Raw genomic sequence first — 21,684 nt, 5'->3', positions numbered from 1 at the left:
ATGCGGGCAAAACATATCATCGAACGAGCCCAGGGATGCCTGCTGGGGCAACTGGCCGGCGACGCGCTGGGAAGCCTGGTGGAATTTCAGTCCTCGGAGCAAATCCAGCGCGCGTATCCCGACGGGGTGCGCGACATGGCCGACGGCGGTGCGCACGACACCCTCGCGGGCCAACCCACGGATGATTCAGAAATGGCCCTGGCCCTGGCCAGGATGCTCGTTTCGCGCCGCGACTACGACGCCGGGGCCACGAAACAGGCCTATCTCGACTGGCTACGCTCCGACCCCTTCTCCCGCGGCGCGACCATCACCGCCGGGCTGACCGGCGAACCAAAGCAGGACAGCCAGGCCAACGGGGCCCTGATGCGCATCAGCCCCCTGGGCATCTTCGGTTCGCGATTCGAGTTGAACCAGGTGGCCCGGTGGGCCGTCCAAGACGCTGAACTGACCCACCCCCACCCGATTTGTCTCCAGGTCAACGCCCTCTTCACCATGGCCATTGCCCGTGCCGTTGCCACCGGAGCCAATCCCAAGGAACTTGTCGTCGACATGCTCGTATGGGCCCAGGACATGGACGCCGACCCGCTCCTGTTCCGTGTGATCAAAGCCTGCATCAACGAACCGCCCAGAGATTATCTCCATCACCAGGGCTGGGTGCTCATCGCCTTCGGCAACGCCGTCTGGCAGCTGCTCAACGCCCCAAGTCTGGAAGACGGGATCGTGGACACGGTCATGCGCGGCGGGGACACGGACACCAACGCCGCCATTTGCGGGGCATTGCTGGGCGCGGTCCACGGCCTGAGCGCCGTGCCGGAAAGATGGACCAAAACCGTCCTCGCCTGCCGCCCCCAGGAGGGCCTACCCGGAGTGCGCCGTCCCCGTCCGGAAATCTACTGGCCCGTGGATGCCCTGGAACTGGCCGAACAGTTGCTCCACACGCCGTAACTATTCAGCATAGAGTAACGCCGTTGTCGGGGTCGGAGTCGGGATCGGCCCTTCGCTATCGGGATCGAAAACGCTGGGAAGCGTTCAAAATTTTTGCTGTTCCGATTCCGATTCCGATAGCGACCCCGACTCCGATTGCCGGAGCAAGGGCGGATACAAAATGAGCTGAGTAGGTACCACACGCCTTGATATTTCCTTTGATCCGGAGGGCGGTCGGCTGACTTTGGGATACCCGTTTCCAGAAACGTGATCCGATCCGCCAGAGGAGTGCGATGCTGAAAATAATTGTGCAGCCGGTGGACCTGAGCGAATCCCTCACTGATGTAAAGATCCGCGCATCATTCATCGAACGATTCGGCGGCCGGGAGATTGTTCTGGTCCATGTGATGAACCCCGGGCTCGGCGACAAGGACATGGTCCAGTCGCGATTGGCGCACCTTGCCGACGAGCTGAACCAGGTGGGCATCCAGGCCAAATCCGTGGTCACGCAAGGCCATGTTGCCTCACAGATCACCCGGACCGCCATGGAGTTGGCCGCAGACGTGATCTACCTGCCAGCTAGTCGAAAAAACGTCCTGGTTTCGTCATTATTAGGGAGCACGACCGAAGACGTCATCCGCCTTTCCGATATTCCAGTCTTCATTCACAAACAGCGCCCGGTGCTGGTCAGTACAGAGAAGGTTCACAATATTGTCTTTGCCACGGACTTTCGCAAAGCGGCGAGCCGGGTCTGGCTGTATGTGCGCATGCTGGGCCGTTTCGTTTCCAAGCTGACCATTCTCCATGTGGGCGAACGGGCCTCCGACCCGGACACGGAACAGCTGCGCAGGGAAAACGTCGAAATGTTGCTCAATGAGCTGCGCGCAAAATTCACGGACGACTTCCAGGAAATCGCCCTGATCTCCCGGATCGGCTCGCCGGCCAAACACATCATCGATGTCGTCGAGCAGATCCAGGCCGATCTGGTCGTCCTAGGGCGACTCAATGAACCGTTCCCTTCCAAACTGCTCGGTTCCACCTGCTCTCGGGTCACATCCGGGGTGTCCAGTTCCGTTTTGCTGATTCCCTGACTGTATTGACAAAGCCCGCCAACTATCCCAACAGATGGGAGTCTCGTATGTTCCAAGACAAGGTCTTTCTGACCTCGTTGGTCATTGTCGTCGTGTTCGTTCTTGCCGGGGTGATTGATCCGGCATTTCTGGACCGTACCTCCGCCGCCCTCCACGGAGCGATCATCGCCCATTTCGGCTGGGCGTACATGCTCTCCGGCTTTTTCTTCCTGGTGTTCTGCCTGGTCCTGGCTTTGAGCAGATACGGCGAGATCAAATTAGGGCGGGATCATGAAAAGCCCGAGTACACCTACTTCGGCTGGTTCAGCATGCTGTTCGCCGCTGGAATGGGCATCGGCCTAATTTTCTGGGGCGTGGCCGAACCCCTCAGCCACTACATGGACCCACCGGAATTCATCCAGCCGGAAACCGGACAAGCGGCGACGTTTGCCATGCGCTACAGTTTCTTTCACTGGGGCCTGCATCCCTGGGCGATCTACATCGTGATGAGCCTGGGCATCGCCTACTTTTCCTTCCGCCGCGGCATGCCGCCCCTGATCAGTTCCTGCTTCTACCCCATGCTCGGCAACCGGATTTACGGTCCCATCGGCCATTTCATCGATATCATGGCCGTTTTCGCCACCATCTTCGGAATCGCCACCTCCCTGGGGCTTGGCGCGATCCAGATCAACAGCGGCCTGGAGCACCTCTACGGCCTGCCTTCCTCCACCGGCTACACGCTGCTGATCATCCTGGTTACGACGCTTCTGTTCATGGTTTCCGCCGCGGTGGGCCTGGACAAGGGCATTCAGACCCTGAGCAAGACCAATATCCTCCTGGCCTTTGTCCTGCTTCTGTTCATGCTGATCGCCGGACCGACCTCGTACATTCTCAATGTGTTTACCGACACCATCGGCGGATACGTGGGCAACGTGCTGGAAATGAGCCTGGCGGTGAATCCGTTCCTGGGACAGGAATGGTACAAGAACTGGACCCTGTTCTACTGGGCCTGGTGGATCGCCTGGTCGCCCTTCGTGGGCATCTTCGTGGCCAGGATTTCCCGTGGCCGGACCATCCGGGAGTTCGTCAGCGGAGCCCTGCTGGTGCCGACCTTGCTGACCTTTGTCTGGTTCAGCGTGTTCGGAGGGGCCTCGTTGTTCCTGGAGCTGGAACAAGGGACGAACATCGGCATGGCGGTCCAAAACGACGTGTCCACGGGCCTGTTTCTGGTCTTCGACCATTTTCCCGGCGCGCTGATCCTGTCCAACGCCGCCCTGGTACTGTTGATCGTCTTTTTCGTGACGTCGGCGGACTCGGCCACCTTTGTCCTGGGCATCATGACCAGCAAAGGATCGCCCAACCCCACCCTGGCCAAGAAAATCACCTGGGGAATCACCCAATCCTCCGTTGCCGCCATCCTGCTCGTTTCCGGAGGCCTGACCGCCCTGCAACGCATGGCCATCACCGCAGCCCTGCCGTTCAACTTCGTCCTGCTGTTCATGTGCTACAACATCTGGAAGGCCCTGGCCTCCGAAGCACGAGAGAGCCGATTGCGGCAATACGTCGAGACGTCAACGTGAAATGTCGCTGTACCAAAAAGGCCCGGCCAGCGCGGTTTCAGCCCGGCTTCAGGATGTCGCCAGATAGGAAGCCAGTTGGTTCAAGGCCTGAGGCAGGTTGCGTCGACCGTATCCGACCCGGAAATGGTTCAACCCCGGCTCATACAGTGTTCCCGGAAGCAACAGCACCCCGGCCCGCTCCACGAGATCGGCGCAGAACCTGTCCACATCGGTGCCTTTCAGTCGCGGAAAGGCCACCGTACCGGCAGGAGGTCGTTGCCAGTCGAACCAGCGGGCATGTTCGGCGAAAAAGGCGTCCAGAGTATCCAGGTTGGAGCGGACGATTTCCAGGTTCCGCTGGATGATCCCAGCGGCGTTGCGTAGCGCCAAGGCGGCCAGAAACTCGCTGGGAGCGCTGTTGCAGATGGTGGTGTAGTCCTTGAAGGCGGCCATTTTCCGATACAGTTCCCTGTCGTGGGTGGCAATCCAACCGATGCGCAATCCGGCCAGGCCGTAGGCCTTGGACATCACCCCCAGGGAGACGGCCCGTTCGTCCAGGTCCACGAAGCCCGGCAAGCGACGGGAAGGATCAAGCTCCAGGCCCCGGTAGACCTCATCGGCAAAGGTGATGAAGCCATGCTGTTTGGACAACGCGGCCAGTTCCCCGACAAATGCCGCGGACGGCAGAAAGCCCGTTGGATTGTGTGGGAAATTAACCACCACCAATTTCGTGCGCGGGGTCAACAGCGGCACGAGGTCGTCGATCTCCAGGGCCCAGCCCCGCTCCGGATCGCCGCGCCACGGGACGACATGCGCGCCAATACTCAGGGCCACCTCACCCAGGGATTGATAATACGGCGCATGCACGACGACGTGATCCCCCGGCTCCAGCGCGACATGCATGAAGTTGAAGATCGCCTCTTCAGCCCCGGCGTGAACAAGAACATGCTCCGCGGATACCGTGTCGTACAGCGCCGCGATTTCGCGCCGCAGTTCAGGATCGCCAAGCGATTCCGTGTAGCCCAGCCAAAGCGCCTGGAAACGCCGCTCGGCATCGGGTTCCATGGCCAGCAGTTCGCCCAGAGACATGCTCTCGCTGTCCGAGGTACAGAGCAGAAATGGAGCCGTGAATTCATATTTGGCGAAATACCGCTCCAATCGAAAAGGTCTCAGGTGCATAGCGTTTCAATCCTCATCAAAGTTTTATGAGGAGTCTCCCCCTGTGCCCCCGAATAAATCAGGCTGCGCTGGAGAATGATACAGACAGCACGGGGATGACTCACAACGTGAGGTCTCTCAATCTGCTCTTGAAGAAATAGTGAAGACCGGCAAGGAAGGATATGCCGATCAAAACAGTGAAAAGCAGTTTCATGGAAAAGCCGAGAGTCACCACGCCAAGGGCTGTTCCGGCAGCGGGGGGATGTTCCGTATCGGTTGCAACCATGATGAAAATGGACAGCCCGACGGCAAAGGCATACCAAAATTCCAAGACGACCATTCTTGGACTGAAATACGGCACAATGAGCTCGGCAACGAAAAGACCGCAAAACAGGCCGATAAGATGTCCACAAATCAGATTTCTCGGCCGGGCCGTGAGATAGCTGGGTATCGTGAACACGATAAAGGCTGAGGCAGCGAGAGACGCTATGATGATGGGCTTTCTGTGAATGCTGACGAGTATAAGAATGGCGAATATGGTAGCCGACGCTGCAAGGCACTGGAAAAAATAACTTTTCCAATAAATCCTCATTGCTTTCAATCTGTTTCTGGAAATAATCGCCACGAGCGTTCCCTCTCTTTCCCAACACTTCCCACTGACTGGAAGATGACAGCGAATATGAATGATTGCGGGGGACTTGACAATCTATTAACTTTTGTAAACAGTCCGTCCCAAGGCCACCCCATGAAATTCGACGATTTCTTCAAACGCGCATCCCAGGTCGCCGAGATCGGCAGCCAAAAAGACTTGGCCAACCTCCTGGGCATCGAACCCCCGGCCATCACCCTGGCCAAGACGCGAGGCGTGCCCAAAGGCTGGGCACTGACCCTTTCCAGCATGTTCGGGGTGAATCCGGAGTGGCTGAAAACCGGAATCGGACCGGTGTATCAGGCCGACAAGCACAAGACCCGATACATCCCCAAGGTCTCGGCCAGGGCCTGCGCCGGCATCGGTTCCTTGGACGTGCGGGACAATATCGTCGATGAAATTCCTTTTGATCGGAAATGGGTCGCCAGGAAAGGCCGGCCGGAACACATGGTGGTCATGGACGTGGTCGGCGACAGCATGTCTCCGGAGTTGGAACCCGGCGACAGCATCCTGCTTGATCAAAGCCAAACCGGAGTTCTGAACAACAACCTCTACGTGGTCGGCTTGGCGGACGTGTTGCAGATCAAAAGAGTCCAGGCCCGTCCCGGCCTGATTACGCTTTACAGCACCAATCAACGCTATCAGCCGGTCACCTTGCAGGGCGACGAGGTCGAGACGTTGCGGGTCATTGGTCGGGTTCTGTGGAGCAGTCGGAGCTACGCCTGATATTTTTTTTGCCCTGTTGATTTACTTTTGTAAACACAAGGAGACATTCCAATGCAACAGCGGTTCTGTGAATGCGGTCATCCGGTCATGGTGGCGTATGTGATCACGAAGAAGGGCATCCGGCACCTGTATCAACCCCGGGCCAAAATGACCAAACTGATGCGCTGTCCAAACTGCGGCAAGCCCATCAACATCAACGATCTGCTGTAGCCGCGGCTTGGCGTCTGGACAGCACTGCTCTCCGGCGCCATGCTGGGCGGAGTGTTTTTATTTGGCGAGAGACGGTTCCGGCCCTGAAACGGCGATTACTTCCGTTCCAAAGCAAAAAGCACGGTTTCCCGCACGCGACGAATTTTGGGCAGGTCCGGGAGTTCGTCCAGAAGTTCGTTCAGGTAGCCGCGCTCTTGAACGGCCTGTCTGGAGGCGGGGAAGTTCAGATCGAAGGCCCAGCTGCACAGCAGCAGCCGGAAGTCGTTGAGCGTGCGCATCCTGGCATAGTCGCCCAGTTTTCCGGCCAGGATCTGGTCCACCAGCGCATCCGTGCAGACGCCGGGTTCGTCGCGCAATCCCAGGGTGACCACCGGGTTGTTCCATGCGCCGGGACGCAGATGTTCAAGCATCACCTGGAAGATGTCCAGTTTGTCCGCGTCCCGGACCACCCGGGCCGGGACCGCGGCCCAGTCCGGCAGGTCGGGGGGCAGGAAGCGTTTGTTGTGCAGGATCACCGCCGTCAGCACGGCTTTGCGATCCTGTTTATCCAGGGATTCCAGCAGGCTGCGCCGCTTCAGGGTCCGGACCCCGAGACGTCCATGATCCGTGGATTTGCGGTCGTCGAAGGTCTTATGCGCCGCGTACTGCGGAAACCGCCCCACGTCGTGGAACAAGGCGGCCCACAGCGACCGGCGGGTCGCGTTCGGGGGAAGATCTTCCCGGGTCGTGATCGTCTCGGCTTCCTGAAAGACCCGCAGGCAGTGATCCAGCTTGAGGGCCATGTTGGCCCGGTCTTGCGCAGCAGCGAGAAAATGTTCCCGGGCAAAGCCCACCAAGGCGAGCATGGGGGCCTCCATGTCCACGCCGATCACTGCTCCATGAGTTTTCTGGCCCGTTCGAAATCCTCGGGTTCGATGCGCCCTTCCATCATCCGTTTGCGCAACACGGCCAAGGCCTGCTCAAGGACCTGCTCATCAGGGGATGCATCCAGGCCTTCATCCCTCATGGGACCGCCGGGTCCGAACAAATACCGCAGCAGGTACATCATCAAGGCCAGCACGAGGCCGATGAAGACGAACTTCGTGAGCATGTTCAGCCAGCTTCCGACAAACGACGGGCCAAAGGGCCAGTGGGCCCATTCGGACGGCCCCTGGGCCGTGAAGAGCAGTTCAACGACGGACGATAGTTCCATTTACGACGTTCTCCTCAAGATTATCCACGGCTGTTTGGCCGCGAATTTCGATTCTGATTCGTTGAAAGGTTTGCTTACCATCCGCTGACCGAGCGCACCTGGGCCATGTCCGTGAAACCCTGGAGCACTTTGAGCAGGGCGTCCTGCTTCAGGGTCAGCATCCCGTCGGCCACGGCCTGGTCCCGAATTTCTTCCGTGTGGCCGCGGCGCTTGATCAGGTTCTTGATCTGCGTGGAGCTGGTCATCAGCTCGTGGACCCCCGTTCTGCCGCGGTACCCATGGTTGCACTGCCCGCAGCCCTTGGCCCGATACAGGGAGATTTCCCGGGACATGGGAATGTACTGCTCAAAGCCCGGCCCAAACTCCTTGGCCAGGTCGTCCACCTCCTGCTTGTCCGGACGATAGGCCTCCTTGCACTGGGGGCACAGGGTTTTGATCAGGCGCTGGGCCACGACACAGAGCAGGGAGTCCGCGAAATTGAAGGGGTCAAGATCCATGTCCAGCAGACGGGTGATGGTTTCGGGCGCGGAATTGGTGTGCAGGGTGGAAAAGACCATGTGCCCGGTCAGCGAAGCCTGGACCCCGATGTGCGCGGTCTCCGCGTCGCGCATCTCGCCGATCATGATCACGTCCGGGTCGGCCCGGAGGAAAGAGCGCAGGGTGGTGGCGAAGTCCAGGCCGATTTTCGGATTGATCTGAACCTGGCGCAGCCCTTCCTGGGTGATTTCCACCGGGTCCTCCGCGGTCCAGATCTTGCGCTCCGGGGTGTTGATGTAGCTGATGGCCGAATGCAAGGTCGTGGTTTTTCCGGAACCGGTGGGCCCGACCACGATGATCAGCCCATAGGGCTTGTAGACCGAGGACTTGAACTTGGCCAGGTTCTCGTCGGACATGCCCAGCCGTTCCAAAGGCAAGGGCTTGCCTGAGGCCAGTACACGCAAAACCACGTCTTCGTGATTCTCGATGGTCGGCAGGATGGCCACTCGGAATTCGACGATCTTGCCCAGCTCGGGCAGGCGCATCTTGATCTTGCCGTCCTGGGGCAGCCGACGCTCGGCGATGTTCAGGTGAGCCATGATCTTGACCCGGGAAATCAGCGGCTTGGCCATCCCGGCGCGGATCTTGCGGAATTCGTGACAACTGCCGTCAATCCGAAAGCGTACCGTGCAAAACCGATTTTGGGGGTCGGGCTCGATGTGTATGTCAGAGGCATTGCGCCGCCAGGCTTCCACCAGCAGAGCGTTGACCAGCCGGACGACCTCGGAGTCCGAGACCCCGGTTTCCTCGTCCAGCCCCGGTTCAGTCTCCTCGTCGGTCTGGGCCTCCATTGAGTCCCCGAGTTCCATCAGTTCTTCGGACCCCAGGCTGCGGTAGAACAAGTCGATGAAACCCTGGATGTCCAAGGCCAGAGCGACCTTGGGCTCGATCCGGCTGGTGCCGAAAATGAACCGGATCTCGTCCAGCCGGGCGTGATCAAAAGGGTTGGCCATCAACACGGTGATGGAGTTGCCGTCCACAGCCAGCGGGGTCCAGCCGGAACGTTTCAGGTAATCCGGGTCCAGCTTGCGTTTTTCCAGCAGTTCAAAGGGCGCGTCGACATTCGGATCAAAGGGCACGAAGGGCACTTCGTAGAACGCGGACAAGGACTCGCCCAGCACGGTCTTGTCCAGCTTCACTTCCCTGAGCAGATATTGGTCCAGATCCTCGCCGGCATCCTTGGCGGCCTGGGTCATTTCCGCGAGTTGGTCCTCGGTCAGCAGGCCACGGGACACCAACAGGCTGTAGCGGTGTTGCGGCCGAAGCTCCCGATGTCCGATGGCTTTCAATTTTTCTGCCAGTCCCGGATGGTTCGGGTTTAGCCGATGGGCCTGCCAAAAAGCCTGCTTGGCCTGGGTCATGTCCTTGGCCTGGAACAAGGCCTGCCCCAGCTGATAGTAGAGCGCGGCCTGCTCGGGCATGGAAAGCGAGGATTCCATCACCGCCTTGGCCAGAAAGTCGGCCATTTCCCGGTGCTGCCCCAGGGCACGCATGGACTGGATCAGCAGGGTGGTTACCGCAAAGGTCTTCCTGCCTCCACGATATTCATCCAGCAAGGATTGCACCGCATCCTGAAAGCGTCCTTGGCGAAACAACACTTCGCCTTGCAATGGGGAGGTCGGGGCGACGGTCATGGGCGTTGCGGATGGTCGAGCGGAATACCGCTGCCGGATGAAAAGCCGGGTAAAAGACGTTCCATGACGACCTTCGGGGTCAGGGCAATTTCGGAAAACTCGGCCCGGGGAATATCCACATGGCCTTCACGCTGCTCTACCCAGTCCCAGAGCAAGGTCGCGGCCTTGGTCAGATGGTGGGGTTCAAATTGGGGAAGAACGGTCAGAGGGCGGATTTTCGGCTCCAGGGGTGTGCGAATATGGGAATTCCTGGACACGGACTCGTTCCAATCCCTGACCTGTTCGCTCAGGCGATAGCTCAGCATTTGCAGGTGCTCCCGGTCCACGTCCGGGGCCAACAAACAATACCTCCCGAACTCAATTTTGCCCAACCGGTCGTAACTGCGTAGGGAAAGCCGGACTTTAACGGAGAGGTCCCGCTCCATCCATTCGGCCATCATCAGCCCGTAGTTCAGATGCACGTCTTCCAAGCGATGAAACGCGATCACCGCCAGGGAAAAACAGGCCCGTTTACGAAACGACTTGTTCAACTCCTCATGGATGGCGCGCTTCAGCCCGGCCGGGGTCAGGATGCCGGAGGACGTGTCCATGTATTCCAGGGAGGCTGATTGGCGCCGCTTCTCCAGAACCTTCCAGGCTTTGCGCACCCGCCAGGCCAGTTCTCCAGGAAAGTACGGACGCAACAGGAAATCGTCGATCCCGCCATCGTCACTGCGAGCAATTCTGGCGAAATTGTCCCCGGAACCGACCATGATGATCGGCAGGCACTGCCCCAGGAAGCGGTTGCGGTGTCGAACCAGGTGGACGAAATCAAACCCGTCGATATCCGTGGCTTCGGCCGGGACGAGCACCACGTGCGGTTCTCGCAGATCCTCAATCATTCCCAAGGCCCCGAGGTGGCTCCGGACCACGCGGACGGCGAACTTGCCCCTGGCCAATTCGGACTCCATGGCCCGGGCCATGCCCGCGTCGGGTTCGATCAGGAGAACGGACCCGACGTATTCGCTCTTGTTCTCCTCCACGGTCCTTGATTCCATCTCAACTCCATCCGTTCCATCCAGCGTTACCGGAATACCATTCAACATGCTTGCATCCTGAGAAAAGCAACCCGACATGACCTCGACGCATAGCCCCGGGCAGGGAGAAATGCAACAAAATTGACTTGAACCATGGGGGCAATTATTGCTGGGCGATTCGATGCGGCTCGCGACGCAAGGTGCGTCCATGACGCACATTGACGCACTCGGGCCGATCCTATTCGTGTACACCAACCAACAACAATAAAGGAGGCGACCATGTCTTGGGTAGCCATCAGGCGGTTTGATGTCGGGGATCCCGATATCGCGAAAATGAAAAAACACTGGGAGGACGTGGCCGAGGATCTGGGCCTGTTCGCCGAGTCGAACGTTCTGCTGGAGGAAGGCGAGCAAGAGGTCAAACTCTACGTCAGCCAGGCGGTCAACGAATTCTTTCAGGGGCAGCCGGGAAGGCAATACGGCTGAGGAAGCGATCAGAGATCGGTAAGGCATTATTGCAGTGCTCCTGGCGGCGCTGCTCGCCGTGCTCCTCTCGGTGCTCCTCTCTGGGAGCGCGGGCCTTCCCAAGGGGGGAGCCGGTGGGCGGGCCGCGAAGCTGGATTTTCCGGTGAACGAACTGATTGTAGTCGAACACGCAACCCAAGTATAACCCAAGACACAACCCAAACCGCAAAGGGGCAATGAGCATGAGCGATCTGGACGCCTGCAAGGTGTGGCTGAACGAGGTCAACTGGGACATGATCCACGAGGACGCGGTGACCATGTTCCTGGAATGGGGCAACAACAACTGGCACGACGCCATGCGTCAGCCCGTGCGGGGCTCGAACGAGTACTCGATCTACTTCGTTATCGACACCTGGGAGGAGCCCAAGGTGGTGCTGATGAAGATGACCAACTACGGCTCCACGACCCTGTGCGAGAAACGGTTGCCCGAGGATCTGGCCAAGCGGTACCTGGAGTCCATCGGCGGACTGAAGGGGATTCACGAGCTGAGCCCGGAAATCAAGGAATGGCTGACGGCCGAGTTGGAGAAGAAGTAACGTTCGGAGAAAAGAGACCGAACGTCACGGTCCGGCTCTCTCCTCCCGGCTGATCCGAAACAGTCCCTCCAAAGAGTCCCCGGAGCTCTCCGGCGTCGCGCTCGTTCCGAGGGCCCGGTCCTGGGCCTGATCCTGGGCCAAATCCTGGGCCTGCCCCTGGGTCTGCCCCTGGGCTTGGCCCAGCGCCCGGTCCAGGGCCTGGTCCAGGGCCTGGCCCCCGGCCCGGAGGTCCTCGACGCTTCGGGCCCGCAAACGCAGTTCCACGGTGTCGGATTCAAAGTTCGGGCTGGGGGTGATGTCCCAGCGGGACGAGCCGAAAAATCGTTTGGCCAGATCCGCGAAGCGGCGTTCCATCCGGTCCAGGTGGGGATAGCGGAGTGCCTTGGCCTGAGTGGTCAGATTTTGCAGGGCGTCCTGGGGGGCGAGACCACTTTCCAGCACCTGATGAGCTGCGGCGGCTTCCAGGGCCTGGCTCAGGGACCACCCGCGGCCCAGTGCCGTTTCCTTGAGCAGGGTCAGCCACTGAACGGCCCGGCCCTGGGACCATTTCCAGGCCGTAAAATACGGCCGCAACGCTTCCAGTTCGTCTTGACGGAGCGTAGCCAGAGTCGTTCCCGCGGCCAGGGGGACGTTGCCGGCGTACAGCAGATCGTCCCAGGACGCGGGTAATTCGAGCCAGGTGAGATACTTTCGCCACATCCCGGAGCGAGGCGGGACGCCCAGCGGGGGAGCAACGCGCCGGGTCAGCTCTTCCGGTTCAAGCAGCGGCTGAAAATACCGCAGAGCCTGGACGCGCATGGGTTCGTCCAGGGGCCGATGAATATTGGCGTGCAGGTAGAGCAGTCCGTCCTCCAGCGGCGATCCCGGCCCGGGCAGACACCTCGCCGCGATTTCCCGGCCCGCTTGGGCCAGAAAGGTCGCCCTGCGGTATCCGGACAACAGCCTGTAGCCGCCCTCCCCCTGGCCTCCTCCGTCCTTCTGGCCTTCCCGATTCCTCTGCCCTTCCCGGTCCTCTTGGACCCGGACCAGGACGGGGTCCAACTGCCCCACGGCCAGCAACGACCGGCACAACTCCTCGGGAGGAGGACCGGCCCAGAACAAACTGGTCCCCGAACAATCCAGCTGGGACGCATAAACCCTTATCCAGCCTGTCATTTGAGAGCCTCCCTTGACATTCTTCCAACCCCGTCTCTATAGGTGCAAAGCTTATAACAGCGCATCATCATCGCCTGACGGCGTCAACCCTTACCCAACACAATCCCTGAAGGAGGCCGAATGCAGGATAAGCTCAGCACCCAACGCACATACGCCCTGGTCGGACATGGAGGCAGCGGAAAAACATCCGTGGCCGAAATGTTGTTGTTCAACACCTCGGTGACAAATCGCCTGGGCAAGATCGACGAGGGCACCACCTGCCTGGATTACGAACCCGAGGAAGTCAAGCGACGGGGCGGCATTCAGCCCGGATTCGGCCATTACTCCTGGAAAAAGAACCAGCATTTTCTCATCGACGCGCCCGGGGACAACAATTTCTGCGGCGACCTGCCCTACCTTCTGAGCGCCGCTGACGGAGCGGTCTTCGTGATCGACGCGGTGGACGGCGTCAAGCCCCTGACCAAGCGGTTCTGGGCTGAAGTGAAAAAGGCCGGTCTGCCTGCCATGGTGGTCATCAACAAAATGGACCGGGATCGGGCCGATTTCGAGATGGCTTTTGGCGGATTGCAGGACATCCTGGGCATCAAGCCGGTCCTGCTGCATCTGCCCCTGGGCTCGGAGACCGACTTCAGGGGGGTTGTGGACGTTCTGGCCGAGCAGGCCTTGCTGTTCGACGATGCCGGGAACCTCAAGCCCGGTGAAATGCCCGGGGACCTGGCCGACCAGGTGGCGACCCTCCGGGAGACCATGATGGAGAACATCGCCGAGAGCGATGAGGAACTGATGGAAAAGTATCTGGAAGAGGGTACGCTGACCCTGCCGGAAATGCTGGGCGCTCTACGCAAGGGCGTGCTCTCCGGCGAGCTGGTGCCGGTGACGGTTTGCGCGGCCCTGGCCAACCGGGGCGGCCCGTTGATCCTGGACGTGATCCAGGACCTGATGCCCTCTCCCCTGGACCATGCCGACTGGACCGGAGCGGATGGCGAACAGCGCCCCTCCAGTCCCGACGCTCCGGCGGCCTGCTTTGTCTTCAAGACCATCGCCGATCCCTTCACCGGTCAGCTCAGCGTGTTGCGCGTGCTCTCCGGCGTCGTCACCCCGGACATGGCCCTGTTCAACCCCGGCAAGGACGCCAGGGAGCGGCTGGGGCAGCTCCTGATGCTCCAGGGCAAAACCACCACGCCGTGCAAGGAACCCCTGGGGCCGGGGGCCATCGTCGCCGTGGCCAAGCTGAAGAGCACCGCCACCGCGGACACCCTGTGCGACGAGAAAAAGCCCTTCCGACTGGCCGCCCCGCAACTGCCCACGAGCATGATCACCTATGCCCTGGGCGCGGAGGAAAAGGGTGAGGAAGACAAGGTCTACGCCGCGGTGCAGAAGCTTCTGGATGAAGACGTGACCCTGAGCCTCTCCCGTGGCCAGGAAACCGGGGAGATGCTGCTGTCCGGCATGGGTCAGATGCACATTGAGACCGCGGTGGAGAAGTGCCGTCGGCGCTACAAGGTGAACATCGTGCTCAAGCCGCCCAAGGTGCCCTACCGCGAGACCATCAAGGGTCGGGCCGAAGTCCAGGGCCGACACAAGAAGCAGTCCGGCGGGCGAGGCCAGTTCGGGGACTGCTGGATCCGGATGGAGCCTTTGCCCCGGGGCGCGGGTTACGAATTCGTGGACGCCATCGTCGGCGGAGCCATTCCCCGACAGTACATCCCCGCCGTGGACAAGGGCATCCAGGAGTCCTCCCTGCGCGGGGTCCTGGCCGGATATCCCCTGGTGGACTTCAAGGTCACTTTGTTCGACGGCTCCTTCCACACCGTGGACTCCTCGGAAATGGCCTTCAAGGTGGCCGGGTCCCTGGCCTTCAAGAAAGGGGCCGAGGAAGCCAAGATCCAGCTTCTGGAGCCCATCGTGCTGATGACCGTGTACACCCCGGACGAGTTCATGGGCGACATTATCGGCGACCTCTCCAGCCGCCGGGGCAAGGTCCTGGGCACGGACTCCCACGCGGGGGTCACCGAAATCCGGGCCCACGTGCCCATGTCCGAAGTCCTGGAGTACGCCCCGACCCTGCGTTCCATGACCGGTGGCCAGGGCACCTTTGTCATGGAATTCGACCACTACGAGGAATGCCCGCCGCCAGTGGCGGAAAAGGTGGTGGCCGAGTCCAAGGTCAAGGATGAATAGGGCTTTGCCCGGGGTTTTGCCCGGGGCTTTGCCCGGATCAAGGACCGGAGCCTGCCTGAGGCTTGACCGGGCCGATTGAGGTACTATCTCTGCACTTAAGCTGCCGGAACAGGGGAGAACTCCCCGTGTTCGGTTGCAAAGGGGCGGCTTTTAGCCGCCCCTTTGCATTTGGCCCACCTGACCAATTAACCTCTGAACCCAACACAGGGTGAGCAAAGAAGGAGATTGTGAGCGGACTTGGTGAACACAGTTTGACGACGTTGGAACTGGCCCTGGAATGGCAAAGCCCGGAAGCCCGGCATCAGGAGCGGTATCTGGCCCGGCGCGTGAACCTCTGGCGAGACGTATTTCCGCCCGGATTCAAGGAAGCCCTTCTGGGCAAGGCAGTGGGCGACACGGTGGAGAAAACGTATCAACCCGGAGAAGCCATCCCGGATCATGACCCGAAGCTGATCCATCGCGTCCCCCGGTCCCGATTCCAGCGCCGGACCGTGGGCGGACGGGTCATCGAACCGGCCCGGGGCCGTTTTTACCCACGAGGAATGCTGGGGGACATGCTCGGGGTGTACCCGCAGGACTCCCGACCAGGACGGATTATCGAGCTGGATGCCTCGAACATGGTCGTGGACCTGAACCATCCCCTGGCAGGCTTTCCATTAACCCTGCGGGCCACGATCCTGGACTTGGCGGACAAGGCCACGGAAACCGGAGGGCGGCTGACCTGCTGGCTGGAGGAAATCGCGGACAGCGGGCCGGGAATGCAGCGCCGCCACAACGGACACCCGACCAGCTTTGATTTGCAAGACGGACTGCGCCGCCTGGATGAGACCGAGGACGCGCTGTTCTACGCCTCGCCCCGGATCATCGGCCACGTGGACGCCCAGGCCGGGGCGTTTCTGGAGCAAACCTACGCCGACTCCCTGTCCTCCTTGCCGTCAGGCGCGAAGGTTCTGGACCTGATGAGCAGTGTCCTGTCCCACATTCCGGAACATCTCGACCTCCACGTAACCGGACTGGGCTTGAACCTGGAGGAAATGGAAGCCAACCCCCGCCTGGCCGACCGGGTGGTCCACGATCTGAACGCGGCCCCCAAGCTGCCCTTTCCGGACAAGAGCTTCGACGCCGTGACATGCAGCCTGTCCATCGAGTACCTGACCTCCCCACAGGCGGTCATCGCCGAGTGCGCCAGGGTGCTGCGCCCCGGCGGGATGCTGCTGGTGGGGATTTCCAGCCGCTGGTTCCCGACCAAGGCCGTGCGGATGTGGATGGATCTGCATGAATTTGAGCGCATCGGCCTGGTTTTGGAGTATTTTCAGACCGTCCCGGCCTTGACGGATTTGCGAACCGTAAGCATCCGCAACTGGTGGCGGCCCGAGGACGACCCGCACATCGACCAGACCCTGACCAGCGATCCGGTCTGCGTGGTCATGGGGACGGTCCAGGACTGATCGGCCAGGGAGAATTGGAAGAAAAAGCCCCGAGGCTCGGCGTCCGCGAGGAATGCGGTCCGAACCCCGGGGCTTTTTTTGTGGAAGATCTGGCCCTCACCCGGCCCGGTCGATGCCCTTGGCCCCGATGTCCCGGCGCAGATATTTGCCTTCGAAATCGATCAAATCCGCGGCCTGATAGGCGGCGGCCCTGGCCGCGGCCAAGCCCGGGGCCAGGGCGGTGACGCCCAGGACCCGGCCTCCGGAGGTTACGAGCCGACCCTCTTTCAGAGCCGTGCCGGCCTGGAACACGGTGACCCCGGGCACGGCTTCGGCCCGGTCCAATCCGGAGATGGGCATGCCCTTGGGGTAGGCCCCGGGATACCCCGGCGCGGCCAACACCACGCACAGCCCCGTCTTTTCCGACCACCGCACCGGAACCTGGGCCAGCCGTTTTTCGCAGCAGGCGGACATGATTTTCGCCAGGTCGGACTCCAGGCGGACCATCAGCGGCTGGCATTCCGGGTCTCCGAAGCGGACGTTGTATTCCAACACGTACGGCCCCTTGGCCGTGAACATCAGTCCGGCATAGATGACCCCCTGAAAGGGTTGCCCCTTTTCGGCCAGCAACCGGGTCAGGGGAGTGATGGTCGTCTCGGTCAGTGCGGCAAGCTTGTCCTCGGGCAGGATCGGGGCCGGGCAGTAAGCGCCCATGCCCCCGGTGTTCGGGCCGGTGTCGTTTTCGCCCACGGGCTTGTGGTCCTGGGCCGAGGGCAGGGGAACCACGGTCTTTCCGTCGCAAAAGGCCAGCAGTGAGGCTTCTTCGCCCACCAAGGCCTCCTCGATGATCAGCCGCTCCCCGGCCGCGTCGAAGATCCGCCGGACCATGATCGCGTCAATGGCCTCCAGGGCTTCTTCCCGGGTCTTGGCGATGATCACTCCCTTGCCCGCGGCCAACCCGTCCGCCTTGATCACCATGGGCAAGGAGTGCTTTTTGGCATACTCCCTGGCCTCGTGGGCTTCCTCGAAAACCTGGAAGTCCGCCGTGGGGATCCCGGCCTTGCGCATCATGTTTTTGGCAAAGACCTTGCTTCCCTCCAGCCGGGCGCAGAAGGCGCTGGGTCCGAAACAGGCGATGCCTTCGTTGGCCAGAGCGTCCTTGAGCCCCAGGACCAGAGGCAGTTCCGGGCCGGGGACCACCATGTCCACCTTGTGTTCCCGGGCGGCGCGGACCAGGCCGGGTATGTCGTCGTCCGTGATCGGTAAATTCTCCCCCATCCCGAGCGTGCCCGGATTGCCGGACGCGATGAGCAAGGTCTCGACCAGAGGGCTTTGCTTGAGTTTCCAGGCCAGGGCGTGTTCGCGGCCACCGGATCCGACGAGCAGGATGCGCATGATGCAACTCCAGGGGAAAGGCTTGAGGTTCGAGGCGGTAATTTTTCAGCAGGGAGTTATGTGGGGGACGGATGATCTGTCAAGCAGGGTGGACAAACGCCTGGTTCACTCTTAAAACCTCGGACTGGTACAATACGCGAATCAAATCCCGGGCCGCGCGAGATGTTCGCGACGAAGCCGGAACGAGTTCGACGTCCGATTGACTCCAAAGGAGGACTATCATGGCCAGAAAAGTGCTCATTGACCAAGACGAATGCATCGGGTGCGGAGTTTGCGAGGAGATGTGTCCGGAAGTGTTTCACCTGGACATCGGGACGGGCAAGGCGGAGGTGATTCAGGAAGAGGGTGGCCCGGAAGATCAGATTCAGGAGGCCGTGGACAACTGCCCGGTGGAGTGCATTCACTGGGAAGGATAGGGGCAATGGCCTGCCGCGGCGCGTTCACCTCGGACCGAAACCCGCAACAAACGCTTTTCGCGACCCATTGCTGGCCCGAGGGCGAAGTGCGCTGCCCCCGCTGCGGACAGCGATCCGTCTATCCGCTCAAGGACGGTCGCTACCGTTGTGGGGAGTGCGTGTACACCTTTCACGACTTCACCGGCCGCTGGCTGAATCGGTGCGCGCTCTCACGAGCCCAGTGGATGGCCCTGATGCGCTTGTTCGTGGAGGGCGTCCCGGTCACGGAAATGGCCGGAGAAGTCCAGGCTTCCTACGAAACCACGCTCAAGGCGGTGAACACGCTGCGGTTCAGCCTCCTGGCCGGAGACCCGTCCTTTGCGCCGCTGTTCGACGAACAAGGGGAACTGCGCAAGCACTGCCGCAAGAACAGCGCCGCCGGAAATGACCACTGCCTGGGCAGGGGAGCCCCGGTGTTCGCGTTGCGACGTTCGCCCGGAAGCATTCGCTTTGAGCTGCTTCCCGACCTGGATGTCCGGGAAATTCTCGGACGTCCGTTACGCAAGCGCATCTGGCGCACCCTTGTCTACACCGAACCCGCCGAGAGCCGCGAGGCCCTGTTTTTCGCCTGCTGCGGCAACCTGCGTAAACTGTTCGCCAAGAAGTGGAATCAGGAATCCCTCCCCTTGGACGCGGACCGGACATTTTGGCGGTTCGCGGAGGCCTGGCTGACCCGCTACCGCTGCTTCACCCCGGAATGCTGCCCGCTGTATCTCAAGGAACTCGAATTCCGCTTCAACACGCCTCAGGAGAACTGGCTCCCCCTCCTCCTGAAGCATCTTTGCCAGCCGAAGCCGTCGAACTGAGCCGCCCGTCCAAGTAGGCGGTCCCCTCCCCCAGCACCGCCCGCATGAACACCTCCACCCCGATCCGTTCCATGAACCGGGCGGTCCGCTCCCGGGGCTTGGCCTTGGCGGCGTAGAAATTCAAACAGGCCCGGGTCAGTTCCACGGCCTGGTCGTCGGTCAGGTCCCTGGCGATCACGTCGCCGATCCGGGGGTGTCCGCCGCCGTTGCCGCCGAAGATCAGGGTCCAGCCTTTTTTCTTCCCGAACAGCCCCACGTCCCGGATATAACTCTCGCAACAGTTCATGCCGCACCCGGAGAGACCGAACTTGGTCTTGGCCGGCAATTCCATGCCCATAATCGCCGAATCCACCTTGCGGCCCAGTTCCAGGGAATCCAGTTGGCCGAACTTGCACCAGCGCGAGCCCGGACAAGCCTGGATGTAATGCACGCCGACGGGCTTTTTCGGGCCGTCCGGAAACCCCAAGGCCCGCCAGATATCCGTCGCGGCCTCCGGCCCGTGCCCGCCGATGGCCAGCCGTTGGGCCGAGGTGATCTTGAGCAGGGGGATGTCGTGCTTGCGCACCGCCGCGGCCACGGACTCCAGATACTCCGGCGTGATCAGGCCCATTTTGGGACCGGGCAGGATGTTGTAGGATTTCAAAGGTAGGGTCTTGGACATGATCGTCTCCTTGTCGTTGGTGCTTGGTTTCGAGCGACTCTACCACAGCGACGGACACGATCCTTGACCTGAATCAATTCCGGATCAACCGGCTCAAGCCAAACCTCACCGGTGTTCGCGACGGATCGATTGGATCATTTCATCGAGCTGATGCAGGAAACGTGAGCGATCCTGTTTTTTGAGCGGCGCAGGCCCTCCCGTCATCTCCCCAGAACTGCGAAGTTCCGCCATCAGGTCCCGGATTGCCACGGCTGAGCCGATGCTTTCGGCGGTGAAGGGTTTTCCGGTTGGGCCGACAACGAGCGCACCCTTTTTCAGGCAGCGGTCGGCCAGCAGGATGTCGGCGGTGACCACAATGTCGTGGATGCCGACGTGCTCGACAATCCAATCATCAGCCGCGTCAAAACCGCCTTTCACCACCATGAGCGCCACCCGCTGTTCACGGGGTACGTGCATCCGAGAATTGGCCACCAGCGTCACATCAAGCTGGTACCGGTCTGCGACGCGATACACCTCCTGCTTGACCGGACATGAGTCGGCATCAATGTAGATGTGCAGCAATTGCATTCATCCTTTGGGCTGATGAGTGGAAAGAACCGTGAGGGTCGGCCCTGATTCAAGCCGCCAGATACGCCCGCAAGGCGTCCATCCGGCTCTGGGCCGTGAAATAGCCGTGGTCGTAGAGGTCGTAAAGCTTCCTGGGTTCCCGGCAGATCCGGCCCACGCCCATGGTCGTGTCCGGCTGAATGACAAAGGCCTCGCCTCGGGCCTCCATGTCCCGGATCGCGGCCAGGGTCTCGTTGTAGACGTCATGGCGGCGGGCCAGCATCCGGTGCATGCCCGCAAGCTCGGGATGCCGCCATCTGCAGGCCCAGCCGCTTTTACCCGGCTTTTTGACGTACCCGTCCGGCTGGGTGAGCACGATCACCCGCTTGGCGTGGCCCTGGTCCATGCAGACGCGGACGGGGACCGGGTCGGCGATGCCGCCGTCCATGACCATCCGCCCTTCGTAGCGCACCGGGGAGGAAATCACCGGCAGGCTGGCCGTGGCCCGGAACACCTCGTCCACGGAGTCGTCGGTCCGGGCGAACCCGCCCTTCTCCAACCAGACCGCCTCCCCCTGCTCGCAGTCGGTCAGGCCGACCCAGAACGTCACGGGACTGTCCCGGAACGCCGCGTAGTCAAAGGGGATGATCCGCCGCGGAATGACCCGGAAGATGAACTCCATGCCGAACAAATCCCCGCCGCGCAGCAGCCGCATCCAGCTCAGATAGCGCCGGTCCCGCACGAACCCGATGTTCACCATCCGGTTGCGCTCCGGCTGCCGGGCCACGTAGTTGGCCCCGTTGCACGCGCCCATGGACACCCCGTACACCGAGGCAAACCACACTCCCTCGTCCATGAGCCGCCGCAACACCCCGGACGTAAACACCCCCCGCAGCCCCCCGCCTTCCAGCACCAGGCCCGCGTTTGTCAGCTTCATGGCGATCTTTTCCTCAATGACCGCGCCCGACAGCCCGGCTTTGCGGTCCTGTGCGTGCAGGGTGCGCAGCTGTCCACGATGCGCCCGCGACACGACGATTCCGCTCGACTCGACGATGATGCCTTCTCCTCCGTCATGCGATTGCTTCCACTCCAATTGTAGTTTAAAAGTCCAACCATTCGGTATTTTACCGGTTTCCTGTAATGGATTCAAAACATCCCGACACTTGAAGAATTGAACCGCCCGCTCGTCTTTTGTCTCCTGTTGGAATTGCAGGTGACGTTCCAGCGCGTAATCCATAAAGATCAAGGCCCAGGAGAAATTAGGATATGGTGCGTAAAATGTCCAAGGAATGAGTAAGGAGGGGGGATTGGAACGACCTGGG

At 61.0% G+C, this 21,684-nt stretch carries 22 protein-coding genes; 11 read left to right on the top strand and 11 right to left on the bottom strand.

Annotated elements, in window-relative coordinates; genetic code table 11:
• The 3 genes from AC559A_RS01020 to AC559A_RS01010 all read left to right on the top strand — a co-directional run bounded on the left by AC559A_RS01020 (position 1) and on the right by AC559A_RS01010 (position 3,574).
• A complete protein-coding gene (locus AC559A_RS01020) occupies positions 1 to 945 on the top strand; it encodes an ADP-ribosylglycohydrolase family protein (RefSeq protein WP_498815662.1) in 945 nt (314 codons plus the stop codon).
• A 272-nt stretch (positions 946 to 1,217) separates the two neighbouring features.
• Positions 1,218 to 2,015: a universal stress protein gene (locus tag AC559A_RS01015; protein WP_498815660.1), complete on the top strand. Its 798-nt coding sequence runs from the start codon at positions 1,218 to 1,220 to the stop codon at positions 2,013 to 2,015.
• Positions 2,016 to 2,062: 47 nt separating this feature from the next.
• Complete coding sequence (locus AC559A_RS01010; protein WP_498815658.1) at positions 2,063 to 3,574, top strand: glycine betaine uptake BCCT transporter; 1,512 nt, start codon at positions 2,063 to 2,065, stop codon at positions 3,572 to 3,574.
• A 48-nt stretch (positions 3,575 to 3,622) separates the two neighbouring features.
• Here the strand turns inward: AC559A_RS01010 and AC559A_RS01005 are convergent, their stop codons facing one another.
• Positions 3,623 to 4,732, bottom strand: coding sequence for an aminotransferase class I/II-fold pyridoxal phosphate-dependent enzyme (locus AC559A_RS01005; RefSeq protein ID WP_498815656.1), 1,110 nt, complete (start codon positions 4,730 to 4,732; stop codon positions 3,623 to 3,625).
• Between the two features lie 100 nt (positions 4,733 to 4,832).
• A complete protein-coding gene (locus AC559A_RS01000; RefSeq protein WP_498815654.1) occupies positions 4,833 to 5,336 on the bottom strand; it encodes an HPP family protein in 504 nt (167 codons plus the stop codon).
• Positions 5,337 to 5,456: 120 nt separating this feature from the next.
• On the opposite strand from AC559A_RS01000, the gene AC559A_RS00995 reads away from it, so the two are divergent.
• Complete coding sequence (locus tag AC559A_RS00995) at positions 5,457 to 6,086, top strand: LexA family transcriptional regulator (RefSeq protein WP_028573019.1); 630 nt, start codon at positions 5,457 to 5,459, stop codon at positions 6,084 to 6,086.
• Between the two features lie 51 nt (positions 6,087 to 6,137).
• A complete protein-coding gene (locus tag AC559A_RS00990; protein WP_169732636.1) occupies positions 6,138 to 6,296 on the top strand; it encodes a hypothetical protein in 159 nt (52 codons plus the stop codon).
• A 95-nt stretch (positions 6,297 to 6,391) separates the two neighbouring features.
• On the opposite strand, the gene AC559A_RS00985 is transcribed toward AC559A_RS00990, so the two are convergent.
• From AC559A_RS00985 to AC559A_RS00970, 4 genes are all read right to left on the bottom strand, one after another.
• Positions 6,392 to 7,141, bottom strand: coding sequence for an HD domain-containing protein (locus tag AC559A_RS00985; protein WP_498815652.1), 750 nt, complete (start codon positions 7,139 to 7,141; stop codon positions 6,392 to 6,394).
• Between the two features lie 23 nt (positions 7,142 to 7,164).
• Positions 7,165 to 7,488: a hypothetical protein gene (locus tag AC559A_RS00980; protein ID WP_035261882.1), complete on the bottom strand. Its 324-nt coding sequence runs from the start codon at positions 7,486 to 7,488 to the stop codon at positions 7,165 to 7,167.
• A gap of 74 nt (positions 7,489 to 7,562) precedes the next feature.
• A complete protein-coding gene (locus AC559A_RS00975) occupies positions 7,563 to 9,659 on the bottom strand; it encodes an ATPase, T2SS/T4P/T4SS family (RefSeq protein ID WP_498815650.1) in 2,097 nt (698 codons plus the stop codon).
• Positions 9,656 to 10,696: a hypothetical protein gene (locus tag AC559A_RS00970; protein WP_498815648.1), complete on the bottom strand. Its 1,041-nt coding sequence runs from the start codon at positions 10,694 to 10,696 to the stop codon at positions 9,656 to 9,658. The genes AC559A_RS00975 and AC559A_RS00970 overlap by 4 nt, the downstream gene beginning before the upstream one ends.
• 258 nt (positions 10,697 to 10,954) lie before the next feature.
• Between AC559A_RS00970 and AC559A_RS00965 the strand changes: the two genes are divergently transcribed.
• Entirely contained in the window at positions 10,955 to 11,161 is a 207-nt protein-coding gene (locus AC559A_RS00965; protein WP_028573016.1) for a hypothetical protein, read from the top strand.
• Between the two features lie 221 nt (positions 11,162 to 11,382).
• Entirely contained in the window at positions 11,383 to 11,736 is a 354-nt protein-coding gene (locus AC559A_RS00960; protein ID WP_498815646.1) for a DVU0772 family protein, read from the top strand.
• Positions 11,737 to 11,760: 24 nt separating this feature from the next.
• On the opposite strand, the gene AC559A_RS00955 is transcribed toward AC559A_RS00960, so the two are convergent.
• Positions 11,761 to 12,891 (bottom strand): hypothetical protein, encoded by a 1,131-nt coding sequence (locus AC559A_RS00955; RefSeq protein WP_498815644.1) that lies wholly within the window; start codon positions 12,889 to 12,891, stop codon positions 11,761 to 11,763.
• A gap of 120 nt (positions 12,892 to 13,011) precedes the next feature.
• Here AC559A_RS00955 and fusA point away from each other — a divergent pair, with 120 nt between their 5' ends.
• Both fusA and AC559A_RS00945 read left to right on the top strand, forming a co-directional pair.
• Positions 13,012 to 15,072: an elongation factor G gene (fusA, locus tag AC559A_RS00950; RefSeq protein ID WP_028573013.1), complete on the top strand. Its 2,061-nt coding sequence runs from the start codon at positions 13,012 to 13,014 to the stop codon at positions 15,070 to 15,072.
• 227 nt (positions 15,073 to 15,299) lie between these two features.
• Entirely contained in the window at positions 15,300 to 16,520 is a 1,221-nt protein-coding gene (locus tag AC559A_RS00945) for a methyltransferase domain-containing protein (protein ID WP_498815642.1), read from the top strand.
• A 96-nt stretch (positions 16,521 to 16,616) separates the two neighbouring features.
• On the opposite strand, the gene purD is transcribed toward AC559A_RS00945, so the two are convergent.
• Positions 16,617 to 17,894 (bottom strand): phosphoribosylamine--glycine ligase, encoded by a 1,278-nt coding sequence (gene purD / locus AC559A_RS00940; RefSeq protein WP_498815640.1) that lies wholly within the window; start codon positions 17,892 to 17,894, stop codon positions 16,617 to 16,619.
• Between the two features lie 221 nt (positions 17,895 to 18,115).
• On the opposite strand from purD, the gene AC559A_RS00935 reads away from it, so the two are divergent.
• The gene (locus AC559A_RS00935) at positions 18,116 to 18,310 is read left to right on the top strand and encodes a ferredoxin (protein WP_028573010.1); all 195 of its coding nucleotides are present in this window, start codon (positions 18,116 to 18,118) and stop codon (positions 18,308 to 18,310) included.
• A 5-nt stretch (positions 18,311 to 18,315) separates the two neighbouring features.
• Positions 18,316 to 19,155: a transposase gene (locus tag AC559A_RS00930; RefSeq protein WP_498815638.1), complete on the top strand. Its 840-nt coding sequence runs from the start codon at positions 18,316 to 18,318 to the stop codon at positions 19,153 to 19,155.
• On the opposite strand, the gene AC559A_RS00925 is transcribed toward AC559A_RS00930, so the two are convergent.
• The 3 genes from AC559A_RS00925 to AC559A_RS00915 form a co-directional block, all read right to left on the bottom strand.
• The gene (locus tag AC559A_RS00925) at positions 19,085 to 19,816 is read right to left on the bottom strand and encodes an NAD(P)/FAD-dependent oxidoreductase (RefSeq protein WP_498815636.1); all 732 of its coding nucleotides are present in this window, start codon (positions 19,814 to 19,816) and stop codon (positions 19,085 to 19,087) included. The two genes, AC559A_RS00930 and AC559A_RS00925, sit on opposite strands and share 71 nt — an antisense overlap.
• Positions 19,817 to 19,921: 105 nt before the next feature.
• The gene (locus tag AC559A_RS00920) at positions 19,922 to 20,377 is read right to left on the bottom strand and encodes a YaiI/YqxD family protein (protein ID WP_498815634.1); all 456 of its coding nucleotides are present in this window, start codon (positions 20,375 to 20,377) and stop codon (positions 19,922 to 19,924) included.
• Between the two features lie 55 nt (positions 20,378 to 20,432).
• The gene (locus tag AC559A_RS00915; protein ID WP_498815632.1) at positions 20,433 to 21,392 is read right to left on the bottom strand and encodes a patatin-like phospholipase family protein; all 960 of its coding nucleotides are present in this window, start codon (positions 21,390 to 21,392) and stop codon (positions 20,433 to 20,435) included.
• Positions 21,393 to 21,684 lie beyond the last annotated feature (292 nt).

This window comes from Desulfonatronum zhilinae, from assembly GCF_900182865.1.
GTDB lineage: Bacteria > Desulfobacterota > Desulfovibrionia > Desulfovibrionales > Desulfonatronaceae > Desulfonatronum > Desulfonatronum lacustre.
This window is presented reverse-complemented; position numbering and strand designations above follow the sequence as displayed.